The sequence below is a fragment of the Bacillus changyiensis genome (genome assembly GCF_027706145.1).
Lineage (GTDB): Bacteria > Bacillota > Bacilli > Bacillales > Bacillaceae > Bacillus > Bacillus changyiensis.
Genome location: NZ_JAQFWW010000002.1, coordinates 894,979 through 910,790, shown reverse-complemented (window position 1 = coordinate 910,790; position 15,812 = coordinate 894,979). Strand labels below are relative to the sequence as shown.

Annotated in this window: 17 protein-coding genes; 12 read left to right on the top strand and 5 right to left on the bottom strand. The window is 38.4% G+C overall.

Annotated features, from left to right (window positions below):
* Nucleotides 1-46: 46 nt before the first annotated feature.
* The 5 genes from PDT38_RS11695 (at nt 47) to rpsR (ending at nt 2,772) form a co-directional block, all read left to right on the top strand.
* Complete coding sequence (locus tag PDT38_RS11695; protein ID WP_270801760.1) at nt 47-253, top strand: DUF951 domain-containing protein; 207 nt, start codon at nt 47-49, stop codon at nt 251-253.
* A 179-nt stretch (nt 254-432) separates the two neighbouring features.
* Nucleotides 433-1,533 carry a redox-regulated ATPase YchF gene (gene ychF, locus PDT38_RS11690; protein ID WP_270801639.1) on the top strand — a complete coding sequence of 367 codons (1,101 nt, stop codon included), beginning with the start codon at nt 433-435 and terminating at the stop codon, nt 1,531-1,533.
* 110 nt (nt 1,534-1,643) lie between these two features.
* Nucleotides 1,644-1,931: a 30S ribosomal protein S6 gene (gene rpsF / locus PDT38_RS11685; RefSeq protein WP_270801637.1), complete on the top strand. Its 288-nt coding sequence runs from the start codon at nt 1,644-1,646 to the stop codon at nt 1,929-1,931.
* Between the two features lie 44 nt (nt 1,932-1,975).
* Complete coding sequence (gene ssbA / locus PDT38_RS11680; RefSeq protein WP_172299104.1) at nt 1,976-2,488, top strand: single-stranded DNA-binding protein SsbA; 513 nt, start codon at nt 1,976-1,978, stop codon at nt 2,486-2,488.
* Between the two features lie 44 nt (nt 2,489-2,532).
* Nucleotides 2,533-2,772 (top strand): 30S ribosomal protein S18, encoded by a 240-nt coding sequence (gene rpsR, locus PDT38_RS11675; protein WP_172299102.1) that lies wholly within the window; start codon nt 2,533-2,535, stop codon nt 2,770-2,772.
* Nucleotides 2,773-2,822: 50 nt separating this feature from the next.
* Here rpsR and PDT38_RS11670 read toward each other — a convergent pair whose 3' ends face one another.
* On the bottom strand, nt 2,823-3,374 hold the full coding sequence (locus tag PDT38_RS11670; protein WP_270801757.1) for a recombinase family protein: 552 nt from the start codon (nt 3,372-3,374) through the stop codon (nt 2,823-2,825).
* Nucleotides 3,375-3,576: 202 nt separating this feature from the next.
* Between PDT38_RS11670 and PDT38_RS11665 the strand changes: the two genes are divergently transcribed.
* The 7 genes from PDT38_RS11665 (at nt 3,577) to rplI (ending at nt 11,746) form a co-directional block, all read left to right on the top strand.
* A complete protein-coding gene (locus PDT38_RS11665; protein WP_270801635.1) occupies nt 3,577-5,049 on the top strand; it encodes a SulP family inorganic anion transporter in 1,473 nt (490 codons plus the stop codon).
* Between the two features lie 18 nt (nt 5,050-5,067).
* Complete coding sequence (locus PDT38_RS11660) at nt 5,068-5,487, top strand: universal stress protein (RefSeq protein ID WP_270801634.1); 420 nt, start codon at nt 5,068-5,070, stop codon at nt 5,485-5,487.
* Between the two features lie 453 nt (nt 5,488-5,940).
* On the top strand, nt 5,941-7,368 hold the full coding sequence (locus PDT38_RS11655; protein WP_270801632.1) for a SulP family inorganic anion transporter: 1,428 nt from the start codon (nt 5,941-5,943) through the stop codon (nt 7,366-7,368).
* A 30-nt stretch (nt 7,369-7,398) separates the two neighbouring features.
* Nucleotides 7,399-7,818: a universal stress protein gene (locus PDT38_RS11650; RefSeq protein WP_270801631.1), complete on the top strand. Its 420-nt coding sequence runs from the start codon at nt 7,399-7,401 to the stop codon at nt 7,816-7,818.
* A gap of 528 nt (nt 7,819-8,346) precedes the next feature.
* Nucleotides 8,347-9,276, top strand: a complete 930-nt coding sequence (locus tag PDT38_RS11645; RefSeq protein WP_270801629.1) for a YybS family protein — start codon at nt 8,347-8,349, stop codon at nt 9,274-9,276.
* Nucleotides 9,277-9,317: 41 nt separating this feature from the next.
* Nucleotides 9,318-11,300 carry a DHH family phosphoesterase gene (locus tag PDT38_RS11640; protein WP_270801627.1) on the top strand — a complete coding sequence of 661 codons (1,983 nt, stop codon included), beginning with the start codon at nt 9,318-9,320 and terminating at the stop codon, nt 11,298-11,300.
* The gene (rplI, locus tag PDT38_RS11635; protein WP_270801625.1) at nt 11,297-11,746 is read left to right on the top strand and encodes a 50S ribosomal protein L9; all 450 of its coding nucleotides are present in this window, start codon (nt 11,297-11,299) and stop codon (nt 11,744-11,746) included. Before PDT38_RS11640 ends, rplI begins: the two co-directional genes overlap by 4 nt.
* Before the next feature lie 446 nt (nt 11,747-12,192).
* Here rplI and PDT38_RS11630 read toward each other — a convergent pair whose 3' ends face one another.
* The 4 genes from PDT38_RS11630 to nagB all read right to left on the bottom strand — a co-directional run bounded on the left by PDT38_RS11630 (nt 12,193) and on the right by nagB (nt 15,811).
* On the bottom strand, nt 12,193-12,396 hold the full coding sequence (locus PDT38_RS11630) for a hypothetical protein (RefSeq protein WP_270801623.1): 204 nt from the start codon (nt 12,394-12,396) through the stop codon (nt 12,193-12,195).
* 350 nt (nt 12,397-12,746) lie between these two features.
* On the bottom strand, nt 12,747-14,123 hold the full coding sequence (nagE, locus tag PDT38_RS11625; protein WP_270801622.1) for an N-acetylglucosamine-specific PTS transporter subunit IIBC: 1,377 nt from the start codon (nt 14,121-14,123) through the stop codon (nt 12,747-12,749).
* A gap of 213 nt (nt 14,124-14,336) precedes the next feature.
* Nucleotides 14,337-15,068 (bottom strand): GntR family transcriptional regulator, encoded by a 732-nt coding sequence (locus PDT38_RS11620; protein WP_270801621.1) that lies wholly within the window; start codon nt 15,066-15,068, stop codon nt 14,337-14,339.
* Entirely contained in the window at nt 15,065-15,811 is a 747-nt protein-coding gene (gene nagB / locus PDT38_RS11615; protein WP_270801620.1) for a glucosamine-6-phosphate deaminase, read from the bottom strand. The genes PDT38_RS11620 and nagB overlap by 4 nt, the downstream gene beginning before the upstream one ends.
* Between the last annotated feature and the right edge of the window lies 1 nt (nt 15,812).

The window sequence follows — 15,812 nt, the reverse complement described above, 5'->3', positions numbered from 1 at the left end:
TTTGTACAATAAGAAAAAAATGAATAAACAAAAGAGGTGAACAATGTTGGCGAATAAAGAATTTGATCTGAATGATGTGGTTGAAATGAAAAAGCCGCATCCATGTGGTACAAATCGCTGGAAAGTAATTCGGCTGGGGATGGATATTCGGATTAAGTGTGAAGGTTGTTCACATAGTGTTATGATTCCCCGTAAAGAATTTCAAAGAAAATTGAAAAAGATTTTAGTCAAGCATGAGGAATCCGATTCTTAATGTTTACGGATGATCGTGCTTTTTTTGATAATAGAATCACAAAAAGGATTTTCACAGAGGATTAGTGATTGAAAAACAAGTTTTGTCAGCTTGTCTTTTACAGTAATCATTCTTATAATTGTTGCAGGCTGAATAAAAGATGAACATACAAGGATGTTTAATGATTAGGAGATGAAAGAATGGCTTTAACTGCTGGGATTGTTGGTTTACCTAATGTCGGAAAATCAACCTTATTTAATGCGATTACACAGGCTGGAGCGGAATCGGCTAACTACCCGTTTTGTACGATAGATCCAAACGTCGGAATTGTGGAGGTGCCTGATCAACGGCTTCAAAAATTAACAGAACTTGTGAACCCAAAGAAAACAGTTCCTACAGCTTTCGAATTTACCGATATTGCTGGTATCGTAAAAGGAGCCTCTAAAGGGGAAGGGCTAGGGAATAAATTCTTGTCCCATATCCGTCAAGTAGATGCGATTTGTCATGTTGTCCGCTGTTTTGCGGATGATAACATAACACATGTCTCCGGAAAAGTTGATCCTATCTCTGATATAGAGACGATTAATCTTGAGCTGATCCTCGCGGATTTGGAAACTGTTGAAAAACGGATTGGTCGTGTTGGCAAGATGGCCAAGCAAAAAGATAAAGAGGCTGTCTTTGAATTTGAAATTTTAACAAAGCTAAAGGAAGCATTCGAACAAGAAAAACCAGCACGCTCTGTTGAATTTACAGAAGAGCAGCACAAAGTACTAAAACAGCTCCATCTGTTAACCACTAAACCTGTATTATATGTGGCAAATGTCAGTGAAGATGAAGTTGCTGATGCTTCAGGTAACGAATACGTTCAGAACGTTAGAGAATTTGCTAATCGTGAAAATGCTGAGGTGATCGTCGTTTGCGCGAAGATTGAATCAGAAATAGCCGAACTTGATGGTGAAGAAAAAGCGATGTTTCTTGAAGAACTGGGAATTGAAGAATCAGGGCTTGATCAATTAATTAAAGCTTCATATTCATTGCTAGGACTGGCCACTTATTTTACAGCAGGTGAACAGGAAGTTAGAGCTTGGACGTTCAAAAAAGGAATGAAGGCCCCGGAATGTGCTGGAATCATTCATACGGACTTTGAACGTGGATTTATCAGAGCGGAGACAGTTGCATATGCCGATTTACTTGAAGCGGGAAGTATGTCAGCCGCAAAAGAAGCAGGAAAAGTCCGCCTTGAAGGAAAAGAATATATTGTGAAAGATGGAGATGTCATTCATTTCCGTTTCAATGTATAACATAGTTGAAAACGAAAAAGAGCTTTGATATAATATAAAATTGTGAGTAATAGAATTATTGCTCCTTGCCCTTGAATGGGCCGTTAGTCCAAAAGGAGGTGCGAATCGAAATGAGAAAGTATGAAGTTATGTACATCATCCGTCCAGATGTTGATGAAGAGTCTAAAAAGGCTGTTGTTGAACGTTTTAACAACATTTTAACAACAAACGGTGCGGAGATCACTGGAACAAAAGATTGGGGAAAACGCCGTCTTGCTTATGAAATCAACGATTTCCGTGACGGATTTTACCAAATCGTAAACATTCAGTCAGGTTCTGAAGCTGTTCAAGAATTTGACCGTTTGGCTAAAATCAGTGATGACATCATTCGCCACATTGTGGTTAAAGAAGAAGAATAAACAGATTGAAATATATATTCTAAGCAAAAGGATGGTCTCTCATTATGCTTAACCGAGTTGTTTTAGTCGGCAGACTGACAAAGGACCCAGAGCTTCGTTATACTCCCAATGGCGCAGCTGTAGCCACCTTTACGCTTGCTGTCAATCGTACATTTACGAATCAGCAGGGGGAACGTGAAGCAGATTTTATCAACTGTGTCACATGGAGAAGACAAGCTGAAAATGTAGCCAATTTCCTTAAAAAAGGTAGCCTTGCGGGTGTTGATGGACGTTTGCAAACGAGGAACTATGAAAACCAGCAAGGACAGCGTGTATTTGTAACGGAAGTTCAAGCTGAAAGTGTTCAATTCCTTGAGCCAAAAGGCGGCGGCTCCGGTTCCGGCGGTTACAGCGGAGACCAGAGAGGCCAATACTTTGGCGGCGGACAAAATGATCCAAATCCATATGGTGGCAATCAAAACAATCAGAATCGCAATCAAGGCAATAGCTTTAATGATGATCCATTTGCAAATGATGGAAAACCGATTGACATTTCAGATGATGATCTGCCATTTTAAAGGATAACGGAGTAAAAATTGAAAAGGAAAGGAGGGAGATAACAATGGCAGGAGGACGCAGAGGCGGTCGTGCGAAACGCCGTAAGGTGTGTTATTTCACTTCTAACGGAATTACGCATATCGACTATAAAGATGTAGATCTTCTTAGAAAATTTATCTCAGAGCGCGGTAAAATTTTGCCACGTCGTGTCACAGGCACAAGTGCAAAATACCAACGTAAATTGACTGTTGCAATTAAACGCTCTCGTCAAATGGCTTTACTTCCATACGTATCTGGAGAATAAGCTTAAATAACAAAGAACAAGAACCGTTTCAGGGATCTTGTTCTTTTTGTTTAATGATCTAAATATCGATATAACGTTGTTTTACTAATTCCGGTGGCTTTCGTGATTTGTGCAATGCTATATTCTTTGCTTTGATACATGGCCAATGCGCGCCTCACATTTTCATCCGGTTTTCTCGGACGCCCCCCAGTTTTCCCCTTCAGCTTTGCTTCATAAATTCCTGCTTTTGTACTTTCACTTAAAATGTCGTGCTGAAATACGTTGACCTTTTCCATCATTTTAAAGAAGATTTTCCCGTCACTAGTAGAGGTATCGATTTGATCTAATATCGATAAAAAGAAAATGTTTTCTTTTTCGAAGAATTGGACAATGTCAATCAAATGCCTGGTTGAATCGGCAATACTGTACAATTTGTACACGATTACTGAATCACCACTTTTAAGGGCACGAAACATGTTATCTAATGCCGGTCTATTTTTCGGAGAATTCGTGTGCTCTCTGAAAATTTTCTCACACCCATACTTCTTAAGGTCGTTTAACTGTAGGCGCAAATCTGGATCTTGACTAAAGGGACGTACATATCCGAAAATCACTTGTATCATCTCCAAGAGAATCACTTTAGAATGATTATACCAAAGTATGAATCATCACGGTATTAATGATATCTATCGTTCCAAAAAAGATCGTTATTGGAACAAAAAGTGATAGACATTTCAATTCCTATCTGTTAAATTTAAATATGTTGCAAACGGCCCCGACTTCTATGAGAGTTAGAAGTCAATACAAAGAGAGAGGTGTTTTTTATTGTTAATAGAAAAATTGAATAAAGAATGGTTTTCAAATGTGAGAGGGGATATTCTGTCAGGAATTGTTGTTGCTCTTGCATTGATACCTGAAGCGATTGCTTTTTCGATCATCGCAGGTGTAGATCCAATGGTCGGTCTATATGCGTCATTTTGTATTGCAGTTGTAATTTCGTTTATAGGCGGCCGTCCTGCAATGATTTCCGCTGCGACTGGCGCAATGGCACTAGTGATGGTTACATTGGTGAAAGATCACGGCTTACAGTACTTGTTTGCAGCAACGATCTTAACGGGAATGATCCAATTCATATTTGGGGTACTGAAAATTGCGCGCTTTATGAAGTTTATTCCGCGCTCGGTGATGGTAGGTTTCGTAAATGCGCTGGCCATCTTAATTTTTATGGCCCAGGTTCCTCATTTTGTTGGAATTTCCACTATAACCTATATCATAGTAGGTATTACATTAGTGATTGTCTATGTATTGCCGCGTTTTACAAAAGCTGTTCCCGCTCCACTAGTCGCAATAGTGTCAATGACTGTTTTAGCTATTTATGGACATTTTGATCTTCGGACAGTCGGAGACTTAGGAGAGATCTCAAGTTCTTTACCATCCTTTATGATTCCGGATATTCCGTTTAACTTTGAAACTTTGTCGATCATTTTTCCAACAGCGCTAGCATTGTCAATTGTCGGCCTGTTAGAATCTTTGCTAACAGCTTCGATTGTTGATGATATGACAGATAGTGAAAGTGATAAAAATAAAGAAAGTCGTGGACAGGGGATTGCTAATATTGTCGCTGGTTTTTTCGGTGGAATGGCAGGATGCGCGATGATCGGTCAATCGGTAATCAATGTCAAGTCAGGAGGAAGAGGACGCTTATCTACTTTTGTGGCTGGGATGTTCTTAATGTTCTTGATTATGGTATTAGGGGATTGGGTCGTTCAAATTCCAATGGCTGCCTTAGTTGGTGTGATGATCATGGTATCGATTGGTACGTTTGATTGGTCCTCTCTTCGCGGCTTAACAAAAGTACCAGTAACAGATTCGATCGTTATGGTGACGACCGTTATCACTGTGGTTGCCACACATGATTTATCAAAGGGAGTTTTTGCCGGTATTATTTTAAGTGCTATTTTCTTTGTCGCAAAAATTTCAAAAGTGCATGTCGAGTCCTCAATATCACCATCAGAAAATCAGATTGTTTATCATATAAAGGGTCAGATTTTCTTTGCCTCAGTGCAAGACTTTGTTCAATCTTTCTCTTTTCAAGAAGCTAAAGAAAGAGTCGTACTCAACTTTTCAGATGCGCATATTTGGGATGATTCAGCAGTAGCAGCAATTGATAAAGTTGTATTGAAGTTCAAAGAACATCACGTCGATGTGAAACTGGATGGCTTAGATGAATCCAGCCATCGGTTGGTGCAAAGGTTAGCAACTTTTGATCAACCAAATGCAAAAGTAACAGTTCACTAACAGGAGAGGAAGAAGTGTATGTATAAAAAAATCTTGCTGGCTGTTGATGGATCAACTCACTCAGAAAGATCAGCAGATCACGCGATCATGATAGCTTCACTCGTCCCTGAATCAACTGTTGAATGTATCTATGTATTAGATTATTCAAAAGCGAAAAGTGAAGTTTTGCATAGTGCCAGTTCAGCACAATTAGAAAGTGATAGACGAAAAAAACTGAAAAATATCGAAGAAAAATTTAAAACAGCAGATATCCCTTATAAAGTGACGATGAAACATGGAGATCCAGGCCCGATGATTGTTTCTTTTGCGAATGATCATGGCTTTGATATTGTGATTGTTGGTAGCAGGGGGTTAAATTCCCTTCAAGAAATGGTGCTTGGAAGTGTTAGTCATAAAGTGGCAAAACGGGTGAATTGTCCGGTCATGATTGTGAAATAAAGGAGTGAACCGATTTTCTCTTTTTAGAGAAAGTCGGTTTTTTGCTTTTGTTGAAAGAGAAACTATCGGTTTTCCGATTTCAAAGTAAAGTCAAAACGAATCTCCTAGTGATGAACAAAAAGCATAACAAGCAATTCTTTTCGCTATTGTTTGGGGAGGGCCGAATGATTTTGGGCGACATTGCATTGGATTATTAATGGAGTGGCGATGGCTGTTCCTGTTGCCGGGTCTGCATTTGAGCCATTGGCGATTGGATTTGGAGTCGATGTTTAATGATGCTGATGATATTACCAATCTTCGACTTCACATGTTTGATGAATCAGTCCAGGTTCCATCAATTCATAATGGTAAAAAGAATAGAATGCAACTAGAGAGCGGATGCTAGTTGTGTGGTAATAGCTTGAATTCTTTTTGTTCCTTGTATAAGAAACAGCTAAAAGAGGTGTAGCATCATTGAAATTGAAGAGCGAATGGTTTTCAAATGTAAGGGGCGATCTCCTTTCTGGAACAGTTGTAGCGCTGGCGCTCATTCCTGAAGCGATTGCATTCTCTATCATTGCAGGGGTTGATCCAATGGTCGGTCTATATGCCTCATTTTGTATTGCAGTTGTCATTTCATTTATGGGAGGTCGCCCAGCTATGATCTCGGCGGCGACTGGAGCAATGGCTCTTTTAATGATTACATTGGTGAATGAACATGGACTAGAATATTTATTTGCAGCAACGATTTTAACAGGGGTTATTCAATTTATCTTTGGAATGCTAAAAATCGCTCGTTTTATGAAATTTATTCCCAGATCGGTGATGGTCGGTTTTGTTAATGCACTGGCGATTTTAATTTTTATGGCCCAGATGCCTCATCTTATTGGAGTTTCTAATATGACATATATTGTAGTAGCGCTAACATTAATGATTATTTATATACTTCCGTTGTTAACAAAAGCTATTCCATCAGCACTTGTTGCAATTGTCGTCATGACTGTACTTGCGATGATTGGCGATTTTGACCTTCGTACAGTTGGTGACTTGGGAGAGATTAAACAATCATTGCCTGCATTTATCATCCCTAATATTCCATTCAGTTTTGAAACCTTGTCGATCATTTTTCCAATAGCGCTAGCATTATCAATTGTCGGCCTGTTAGAATCTTTGCTAACAGCTTCAATTGTCGATGATATGACAGATAGTGAAAGTGATAAAAATAAGGAAAGTCGTGGACAGGGGATTGCCAACATTGTCACTGGTTTTTTCGGTGGAATGGCAGGCTGTGCAATGATCGGTCAATCGGTAATCAATGTCAAATCAGGAGGGAGAGGACGCTTATCTACTTTTGTGGCGGGCGTGTTCTTAATGTTTTTGATTATAGTGTTAGGAGATTGGGTTGTTCAAATCCCAATGGCAACACTTGTTGGTGTGATGATGATGGTATCGATCGGTACATTTGATTGGTCATCGATTAGGTTATTAAGAAAAGTACCGCTTACGGATTCAATTGTGATGCTGGTTACAGTTATGACAGTTGTTGTCACACACGACTTGTCTAAAGGGGTATTTGCAGGTATCATTTTAAGTGCGATCTTCTTTGTCGCAAAGATTTCAAATGTGGAAGTGGCTATAGAGTCAACTGGAAACATAAAAAAATATGCTATAAAAGGGCAAATATTTTTTGCATCTGTCAGTGATTTTGTGAAATTTTTTCAATTGGATGACAGTCCTAAAAAGGTCATTCTTGATTTTTCAGAAGCCCACATTTGGGATGATTCTGCTGTAGCTGCCATAGATAAAATCATTTTGAAGTTAAAGGATCGAAACATTGAGGTTGAATTAACAGGATTAAATGAATCAAGTCATCGGTTAGTTAAAAGGTTGGGAAATTTATGACAAACCTATAACGAGGAAGCAGGTGATGAAGTGTATCAAAACATACTGTTAGCTGCAGATGGTTCACTACATGCCGAAAGAGCGGCAGACCAAGCGATTCGTTTGGCTTCTTTAGTTGATCAGTCTGTTGTAGAAATCATCTATGTATTAGACTTTGATAAAGCGAAAAACGAAGTATTACATAGTGAAAGCCATACGAAACTGGAAATGGAAAGGCGTAAAAGACTGTCTGCTATTGAAAGTAAATTAAAACAGTCATCGGTTTCTTATCAGATCACAATGAAACACGGAGAACCAGGTCCAACGATCGTCTCGTATGCTAATGATCATGACTTCGATATTGTGATTATTGGAAGTAGGGGACTCAATACTTTACAGGAAATGGTCTTGGGAAGTGTCAGTCACAAAGTTGCCAAAAGAGCAAATTGTCCTGTATTGATTGTGAAATAAAGATGAACCGATTTTCTTTATAAAACAAAGAAAATCGTTTTTTGTGTTTCTACACAATGCTTGATAGTTTTAGCTTCTAAAGGGCAGTCTGCGCACCTTCATTTGTTAAAAGTGCATGCTTACATTGGGTATTCTGATTGTTTTTGACTAGGAAACAAGGCGATCTTACTTGTTAAGAATTAGGCTTAGTTTGAAGCTGACTCGAGCTGTTTACCGCTCTTTTTTTAAAACTTAAAACCAGTGTACGCTCATAATAAATATCTATTCATGGATACCTTAATTACCATTTAAATGGTACAACACAAGGTTTTAATGTTTGAACATGTTTCATGTGAAACAACGATCCCTTTCTGGCTACCATGCATGATTTTACTTGAGATTTACCCTTATGTTAAAATGAAGAAATAACGAGGGAAAGCAGACATCTGCTCATGTGACCGTCTGTTTGAAAATGAAATCGACGTTAAAAAGAGCAGTCGGCTATACTGCTTTTTTTGATTGAGAAAAATAAAATAACGAGGTGAACAAGTGAAACAAACAAGAGCTTTAATAGAAGGCGCCATTCTTGTTAGTCTTTTTACCGTTTTAATGTTCATAACCCAATATGCCCCTTTGATCGGGATGGTTACCTTATTTTTATTACCTTTGCCTGTCATCATACAAACAATAAGGCATGGCATAAGATCTGGGTTGTTAATGGGTTTGGCTAGTTTGCCGATTACTTTTATGATTAGTTCGTTAAGCGGTCTTGGCATTGCAATTCCTACCGTTAGTGTGGGGGTTGTCATGGGCTATCACTACAGACAAAAAGAGCCTGGGCGTGCCATTGCATCCGGGGCTGTTATGTATATGATTTCATTAGTGCTGATGTTTATTATTAGTATTCAGTTTTTTAGGTTAAACTTAATAGATATGGCTAATCAAACATCTCATGATTTACTTAAAACATGGGAGTCTATGTCTCAGCAGTTTGGAAATAAACAAGAAACTGAGAAACTAATGACACAACTGAGAGAACAAATGAAGATGACACAGTATTTATATCCAATAACCGTTATTTTATCATCAGCCATCATTGCTTTCATCAATCATCTTATGGCTAGACCGCTACTACAGCGTTTTACACCGCAAGTACCGGCTTTAAAACCTTTTAGGGAACTGAAGCTTCCCCAAAGCGTTTTTTGGCTTTACTTGTTGACAATTTTAGTTTCTCTTGCCCCTGCTGAACAAGGCAGTGTTTTTAACTCAATTGTTTTAAATGCAAGTATCCTAATGGGACTGATCGTGGCAATGCAAGGGTTTTCATTTATATTTTACTATTGTCATGTTAAAAAGATATCAAAAGTAGTGCCTGTTCTCTTTTTCATTATTGGACTGCTGTCACCCCTACTGTACCTAGTTCGTATCTTAGGTATAATCGATATAGGATTTAACTTGCGAGAAAGATTGAAAAAATAGACAAGATGACGTTCTTTCCAATGGTGAGGAGTTGATTGGAAGTGCCAAGCTTTTATGAAAAACCGTTGTTTCGATATCCGATTTATTCTTTAATTATCATCACAATCGTATCTGTCCTCATCAACATCTATTTTAACTGGGTGACAGGCATGGTCGGTGTGCTTCTCCTTAGCGTCATTTTATACTTTTTAAAGCGTGCAGATTCCAAAATTAGAAAAGAATTAGATGAGTATATCTCGACCTTATCTTACCGACTAAAAAAAGTTGGTGAAGAGGCACTATTGGAAATGCCGATTGGGATTTTGCTTTTTAATGATCAGTATTATATTGAATGGGCAAATCCGTTTATGGCTTCATGTTTTAATGAAAGCACTCTTGTTGGAAGATCGCTTTATGATATATGCGAAGCGGTTGTTCCTTTAGTTAAACAAGAAGTCGATACTGAAACAGTGACACTACATGAGCGGAAATTTAATGTTGTGATTAAAAGGGAAGACAAACTCTTATACTTCTTTGATGTTACAGAACAGATACAGATTGAGAAGCAATATGAAAACGAGAGAACGGTTCTTGCTTACATATTTTTAGATAATTATGATGATCTCACACAAGGTCTAGACGATCAAACAAAAAGTACAATGAACAGTGAAGTGACATCACTTCTTAACAGGTGGGCACAACAATATGGAATTTTCTTAAAAAGAATTTCTTCTGAACGATTTATCGGTGTTTTAAATGAGCATATTTTAAGCGATCTGGAAGCGTCTAAGTTTTCTATATTGGATGTCATTCGAGAAAAAACGGCTGTTCATTCGATTTCCTTGACTTTAAGTATTGGTATTGGTGCAGCTGTTTCGTCTTTAAAAGAACTGGGTGACCTTGCCCAATCCAGTCTTGATTTGGCACTCGGCCGCGGTGGAGATCAGGTGGCAATCAAACAGCCAAACGGTAAAGTCAAATTTTACGGTGGAAAGACAAACCCGATAGAAAAACGAACGCGTGTCAGAGCGAGAGTCATTTCCCATGCCCTTAAGGAAATCATTACTGAAAGTAGCAATGTGATGATTATGGGTCATCAGTTTCCAGATATGGATTCGATAGGGGCGGCGATTGGAATTTTAAAAGTGACACAGGCAAATCAAAAAGATGGTTTTGTTGTCATTGATTCAAATCAAATCGGCTCTAGTGTGAAACGACTTATCGCTGAAATTAAAAAGTATGAAGAATTGTGGTCTCGATTTATTACACCAGAAGAAGCGCTAGAAATTGTTCAAGATGACACACTGCTTGTGGTTGTCGATACTCATAAACCATCAATGGTGATTGAAGAAAAGTTAGTCAATAAAATTGAAAATATCGTTGTGATCGATCATCATAGAAGAGGGGAAGAGTTCATTAAAGATCCGCTGCTAGTCTATATGGAGCCATATGCATCATCTACGGCAGAACTTGTGACTGAACTACTAGAGTATCAACCGAAGCGTTTGAAAATCAATATGATTGAAGCTACCGCTTTGTTAGCAGGAATTACTGTTGATACAAAAAGTTTTTCACTTCGTACCGGCTCACGCACGTTTGATGCTGCATCGTATTTAAGAGCAAAAGGTGCTGACACCGTATTGGTGCAAAAGTTTCTAAAAGAAACTGCTGATCATTATATTAAACGGGCAAAACTTATTCAGCATACCGCATTTTATAAACATGGTATTGCGATTGCAGTAATGCCGGGCGATGAGGTTGATGAACACTTTGATCAAGTGATCATTGCCCAAGCTGCTGATTCTCTTCTTTCCATGAGTGAAGTCGAAGCATCTTTTGCAGTCGCAAGAAGAGATGATCATACGGTATGCATCAGTGCAAGGTCACTCGGTGAGGTGAATGTACAAATGATTATGGAGGCTCTAGAAGGTGGAGGACACTTAACAAACGCCGCTACGCAGTTAACTGACATATCGGTTAAAGAGACACTCCACCGTTTGAAGACAGCAATTGATGAGTATTTTGAAGGAGGCATTCAAAGATGAAGGTTATTTTCTTACAGGATGTTAAAGGTAAAGGGAAAAAAGGTGAAGTGAAAAATGTAGCAGATGGATATGCTCAAAACTTTCTGATTAAAAAAGGGTTGGCTGTTGAAGCAACATCCGCTAATATAAGTACACTTGAAGGGCAAAAGAAAAAAGAGAAAAAAGCAGCTGCTGAGGAACTGAAACAGGCAAAAGAGCTCAAACAAAAGCTTGAGGACATGACCGTTGAGCTATCAGCCAAGTCTGGAGAAGGCGGTCGTTTGTTTGGATCTATCACAAGTAAGCAAATTGCAGAAGAATTACAAAAAAAACATCAGCTGAAAGTAGACAAACGTAAAATAGAACTGAATGATGCCATTCGTTCTTTAGGATACACAAATGTACCTGTGAAACTGCATCCAGAAGTACAAGCGACATTAAAAGTCCATGTGAAAGAACAGTCATAAATTGATAACAGTTTCCATAGGCATGAGTCGGTATTGAACCGGCCCATGTCTTTTTATATTTAAGTGGTAACTGACAACTTTCCGCTTCAACTTCTAATTACAAAAGAGTATTAAAGAGAACAGTTTTTTAGTGATGTCCGTCCTTAAGATTAGAACTTCTGGTTTGGATCAGATTTTTTAGGGAAAATGCATTCTAATTAAGAGAAAACACAAAGTTAACCCTAATGATAATTTAAAATTGTCACTACTCCCAATAGAACACATGATGCCAACTATATATATAAATAAAAATCTAAATACAGAAGCAAATATAAATTTAAAAAGTTTTACATCTATGAAGTGTCTCCCAACAGCCACAAAAATGTTATCAAGAGTAAAAGAATAGATAACCATGCATACACTCATCATAACAATTTCGTTTAATCCTATTTCTAAGTCAAAGAAACTTACAAGTACATTTGCTGACCCTGTTGCATTAAGATTGTGGTTGGAATTAGTGATAAAGCCAAAGCTGCTATTATTATAGATAATAAAAACTTTTCATTTGTATTTTTTTCTTCCGCTTCTTTCTTTTCTCCTCTGTATATAAAAATAAAAAAGACAATAAGAAACAAAAGATAAATTGATAATGTCATAACAAGTAGATTCATTGTGTATCTCTCCTTTCATTGAAATCAAAAAGAGTGAAGCTTATTAAGCTTCACTCTTTTAATTAATACTAGAGTTATAATAAAAAGAACTATAACCTTTGCAATTAGCTATGGAATCCCCGTTTAACTATAGCGATCGTAACACCGGATTCTGTAAATGATGTCATATCATCAATAACGTTAGCCACTTTGTGCCCTCACTTTTCACAAGCGTTACCAGCCTTTTGGGCGCTTGTACTCCAATTCAAAGAGCTTCTTTCTGGAGAAAGGAGGCTACCATATACTGCTCAGAAAAGGTCAAACATAGAAAGGCTGTCCAAACAATGACTTTTGGACAGCCCCCAGTGCTTTTAAGAAGGGGTATGTTTTTTCATTTCAGTTACTAAAAATTCGACATCTGTACCAACAATGACTTGGAGCTCATGTTGATTTAATTTCACAATCCCTTTAGCTCCCAATGTTTTCAACATGGTTTCGTTTACTTTGGTAGCATCGCGGATTTTCAAACGCAAGCGAGTGACACAATAATTTAATGTTTCGATATTATGTTCTCCACCTAGCGCTTCAAGATACTGTACAGCCAATGTTTCATATTTAGAAGCACCAGTTGACTGACTAAACTGGTTTGTTTTAGGTTCGTCTTCATCTTCACGCCCCGGTGTTTTCAAATTCAGTTTCGTAATTAAAAAATAGAAAATGATGAAATAAATAAGACCATACACCAGACCGATTGGAATTAATAGCAATGGTTTTGTAGCGATCCCGAAGTTTAAGAGATAGTCAATAACACCAGCCGAGAAAGTAAACCCGTGATGGATATCTAGCAAATTAGTGATCGCCATCGCACTTGCTGTTAAGACTGCATGAATACCATAAAGAAGTGGTGAAAGAAACATGAATGTGAATTCAATCGGTTCAGTAACCCCAGTTAAAAAAGATGTGAATGCTAATCCGATCAAAAATCCGGTTACTGCTTTGCGTCGATGTTTTTTTGAGGCAGCGATAATCGCCAAACATGCTGCAGGCAGGCCGAACATCATGATTGGGAAAAACCCGGTCATAAAAGCTCCGGCATTAGGGTCTCCAGCAAAGAAACGGCTCATGTCACCTGTCTTACCACCGTATTCACCAAACACCATCCAAACCATGTTGTTGATAATATGATGAAGTCCAAGTGGAAGCAATAGTCTGTTTAGTAGACCAAATAGGCCAACACCTAATACACCTGCTCCAATTATCCAACTACCGATAGCATCAATCGCTTGCTGTACATAGATCCACACAAACCCAAAAATACCTGCGAGAATCATACAAGAAAAAGCAGTCATAATCGGTACAGAGCGCTTTCCACCAAAAAATCCAAGCCACTCAGGTACCTTTGCGTCTTTGAATCGATTGTACATCACTGCAGCGGTAACTCCTGCAAAGATCCCGCCGAGAACGCCCATATTGAGGTCTGTATTGATTGCAGCAAGTCCGCTGGTTAATACAAAATATCCGATAGCTCCAGATAGAGCTGCAGCTCCATGACTATCTTTTGATAAGCCAATGGCAACACCGATTGCAAAAATAATAGGCAATTGATCAAGAATGGACTGCCCAGAAGCAGCGATAAACGGAATATTGAATAAATCTTCTCTTCCTAAGGCAAGCAGCAGTCCTGCAGCGGGAAGAACAGCAATCGGTAACATTAAAGCACGCCCGATATTTTGGAGAAATCCCAACATCATGAAAACTCCTTTCGAAGATCGCATTATTTTAAAATTATCATTTAAAAATGAAATCGCTTTCTTTTGAGCTTATGAAACACGTCTTTAGATATGTCAATGGAGTTAACCCGCGATTATGATCATTTCCCATAAGGTCAACCTCTCCCTCTTCACTGAACAGCAGCAGAGGGAAGATAAGGTTTAAGTTCATTCAATAAGTTTTCGGGTGTTTCATTGTTCTTTCCTCTTCATATCAATGATGAATGTATAGCGGTCACCTCTATAGATAGATTTTACATATTCAAATGGTCTGCCGTCCTCTAAATAGCTGTAACGTTCAATCAAAAGAACGGGTGTACCTTCATCAATGTCTAATGATTCGCTTTCTGCTTTGTAGGCAATAGAGGGTTCCAATGTTTGCGTAGCCCGAGCAATTTTTAGTGAAAGTGTGTTTTCAATATAGTCATACAGTGAAGCATACATGATTTCCTCTGTAAGGCCTTTGAGTAAACCAACAGGTAAATATGAGATTTCGTATGCCATTGGTATACCGTCAGCAAGACGAATCCTTTTCACCTCATAGACGGAAGTACCTTCATTGATTTTCAGTTTAAGAGCCATTCTTTGATCACAATCCATGATTTGGAATCCAAGCATCTTTGTACTCGGTGACATTCCTCGTGATTTCATATCTTCAGAAAAGCTTGTTAATCCCTCAAGGGTTTGCTCAATTTTTGGTTTAGCGATAAATGTACCTTTTCCTCGCTGTCTTACGAGAATACCTTCATTGACGAGATTATTAACGGCTTGCCGTACCGTCATTCTGCTCACTCCATATGTCTCGGCAAATTCCCTTTCCGAAGGAATAAGATCCCCAGGCTTTAAATTCGCTGACTCGACAAGCTTTTTTATTTCAGTTTCGATTTGATAGTATATTGGGATGTGAGAATCTTTTTTGATCAATAGCTTCTGCTCCTTTCTTTTACTAAAGCAAGTGCGTCACTATCTGCGATAATGATCACATCTTGATGCCTTTTTAATACGGAAGCCGGGGTGTCTTTGTTTGGCTCATCATTTAGTAACTTTGCCATGATCTCTGCCTTTTTAGCACCTGATACAAGCAATAGAATCTGTTTGCTTTCCATGATTGTTGAGATACCCATTGTAACTGCCTGAGAAGGAACTGTTGCGAGAGAGTCAAAGTAACGGGCATTGGCCTTTCTTGTTGAGCTAGTCAGTTCAACTAGATGAGTTTTCGAAGAGAATGGTGTACCGGGTTCATTAAATCCGATATGACCATTCATGCCAATGCCAAGCAATTGAAGGTCAATACCTCCTAGACGCTTAATTAAATCTTCATAGCGGTGACATTCAGCAGATAAATCGCTTGCCATCCCATCAGGTAAATGTGTATGACTTCGGGGAATGTCAATATAATCAAAAAGCTGTTTTTTCATATAAGAGAAATAGCTGTTCTCATTGTCAGGTGGAATACCGACATACTCATCTAAGTTTACAGTATAAACATGACTGTAAGAGGTATGATGATTCAGATGATCCTCTCTTAAGTATTTGTAAGTGCCTATAGGAGTACCTCCAGTAGCTAATCCTAGTACGGGAGAAGCTAAAAGGTTCACTTTTTCGATAATGAATTGGGCGGCTTTTTGGCTCATATCATGATAATTTTTTGCTTCAATGATTTTCATA

Coding starts and splice junctions, on each gene's coding strand:
- ychF (WP_270801639.1), top strand. CDS start 433: ATGGCTTTAACTGCTGGGATTGTTGGTTTACCTAATGTCGGAAAATCA.
- rpsF (WP_270801637.1), top strand. CDS start 1,644: ATGAGAAAGTATGAAGTTATGTACATCATCCGTCCAGATGTTGATGAA.
- ssbA (WP_172299104.1), top strand. CDS start 1,976: ATGCTTAACCGAGTTGTTTTAGTCGGCAGACTGACAAAGGACCCAGAG.
- rpsR (WP_172299102.1), top strand. CDS start 2,533: ATGGCAGGAGGACGCAGAGGCGGTCGTGCGAAACGCCGTAAGGTGTGT.
- PDT38_RS11670 (WP_270801757.1), bottom strand. CDS start 3,374: ATGATACAAGTGATTTTCGGATATGTACGTCCCTTTAGTCAAGATCCA.
- PDT38_RS11660 (WP_270801634.1), top strand. CDS start 5,068: ATGTATAAAAAAATCTTGCTGGCTGTTGATGGATCAACTCACTCAGAA.
- rplI (WP_270801625.1), top strand. CDS start 11,297: ATGAAGGTTATTTTCTTACAGGATGTTAAAGGTAAAGGGAAAAAAGGT.
- PDT38_RS11630 (WP_270801623.1), bottom strand. CDS start 12,396: ATGAATCTACTTGTTATGACATTATCAATTTATCTTTTGTTTCTTATT.
- nagE (WP_270801622.1), bottom strand. CDS start 14,123: ATGTTGGGATTTCTCCAAAATATCGGGCGTGCTTTAATGTTACCGATT.
- nagB (WP_270801620.1), bottom strand. CDS start 15,811: ATGAAAATCATTGAAGCAAAAAATTATCATGATATGAGCCAAAAAGCC.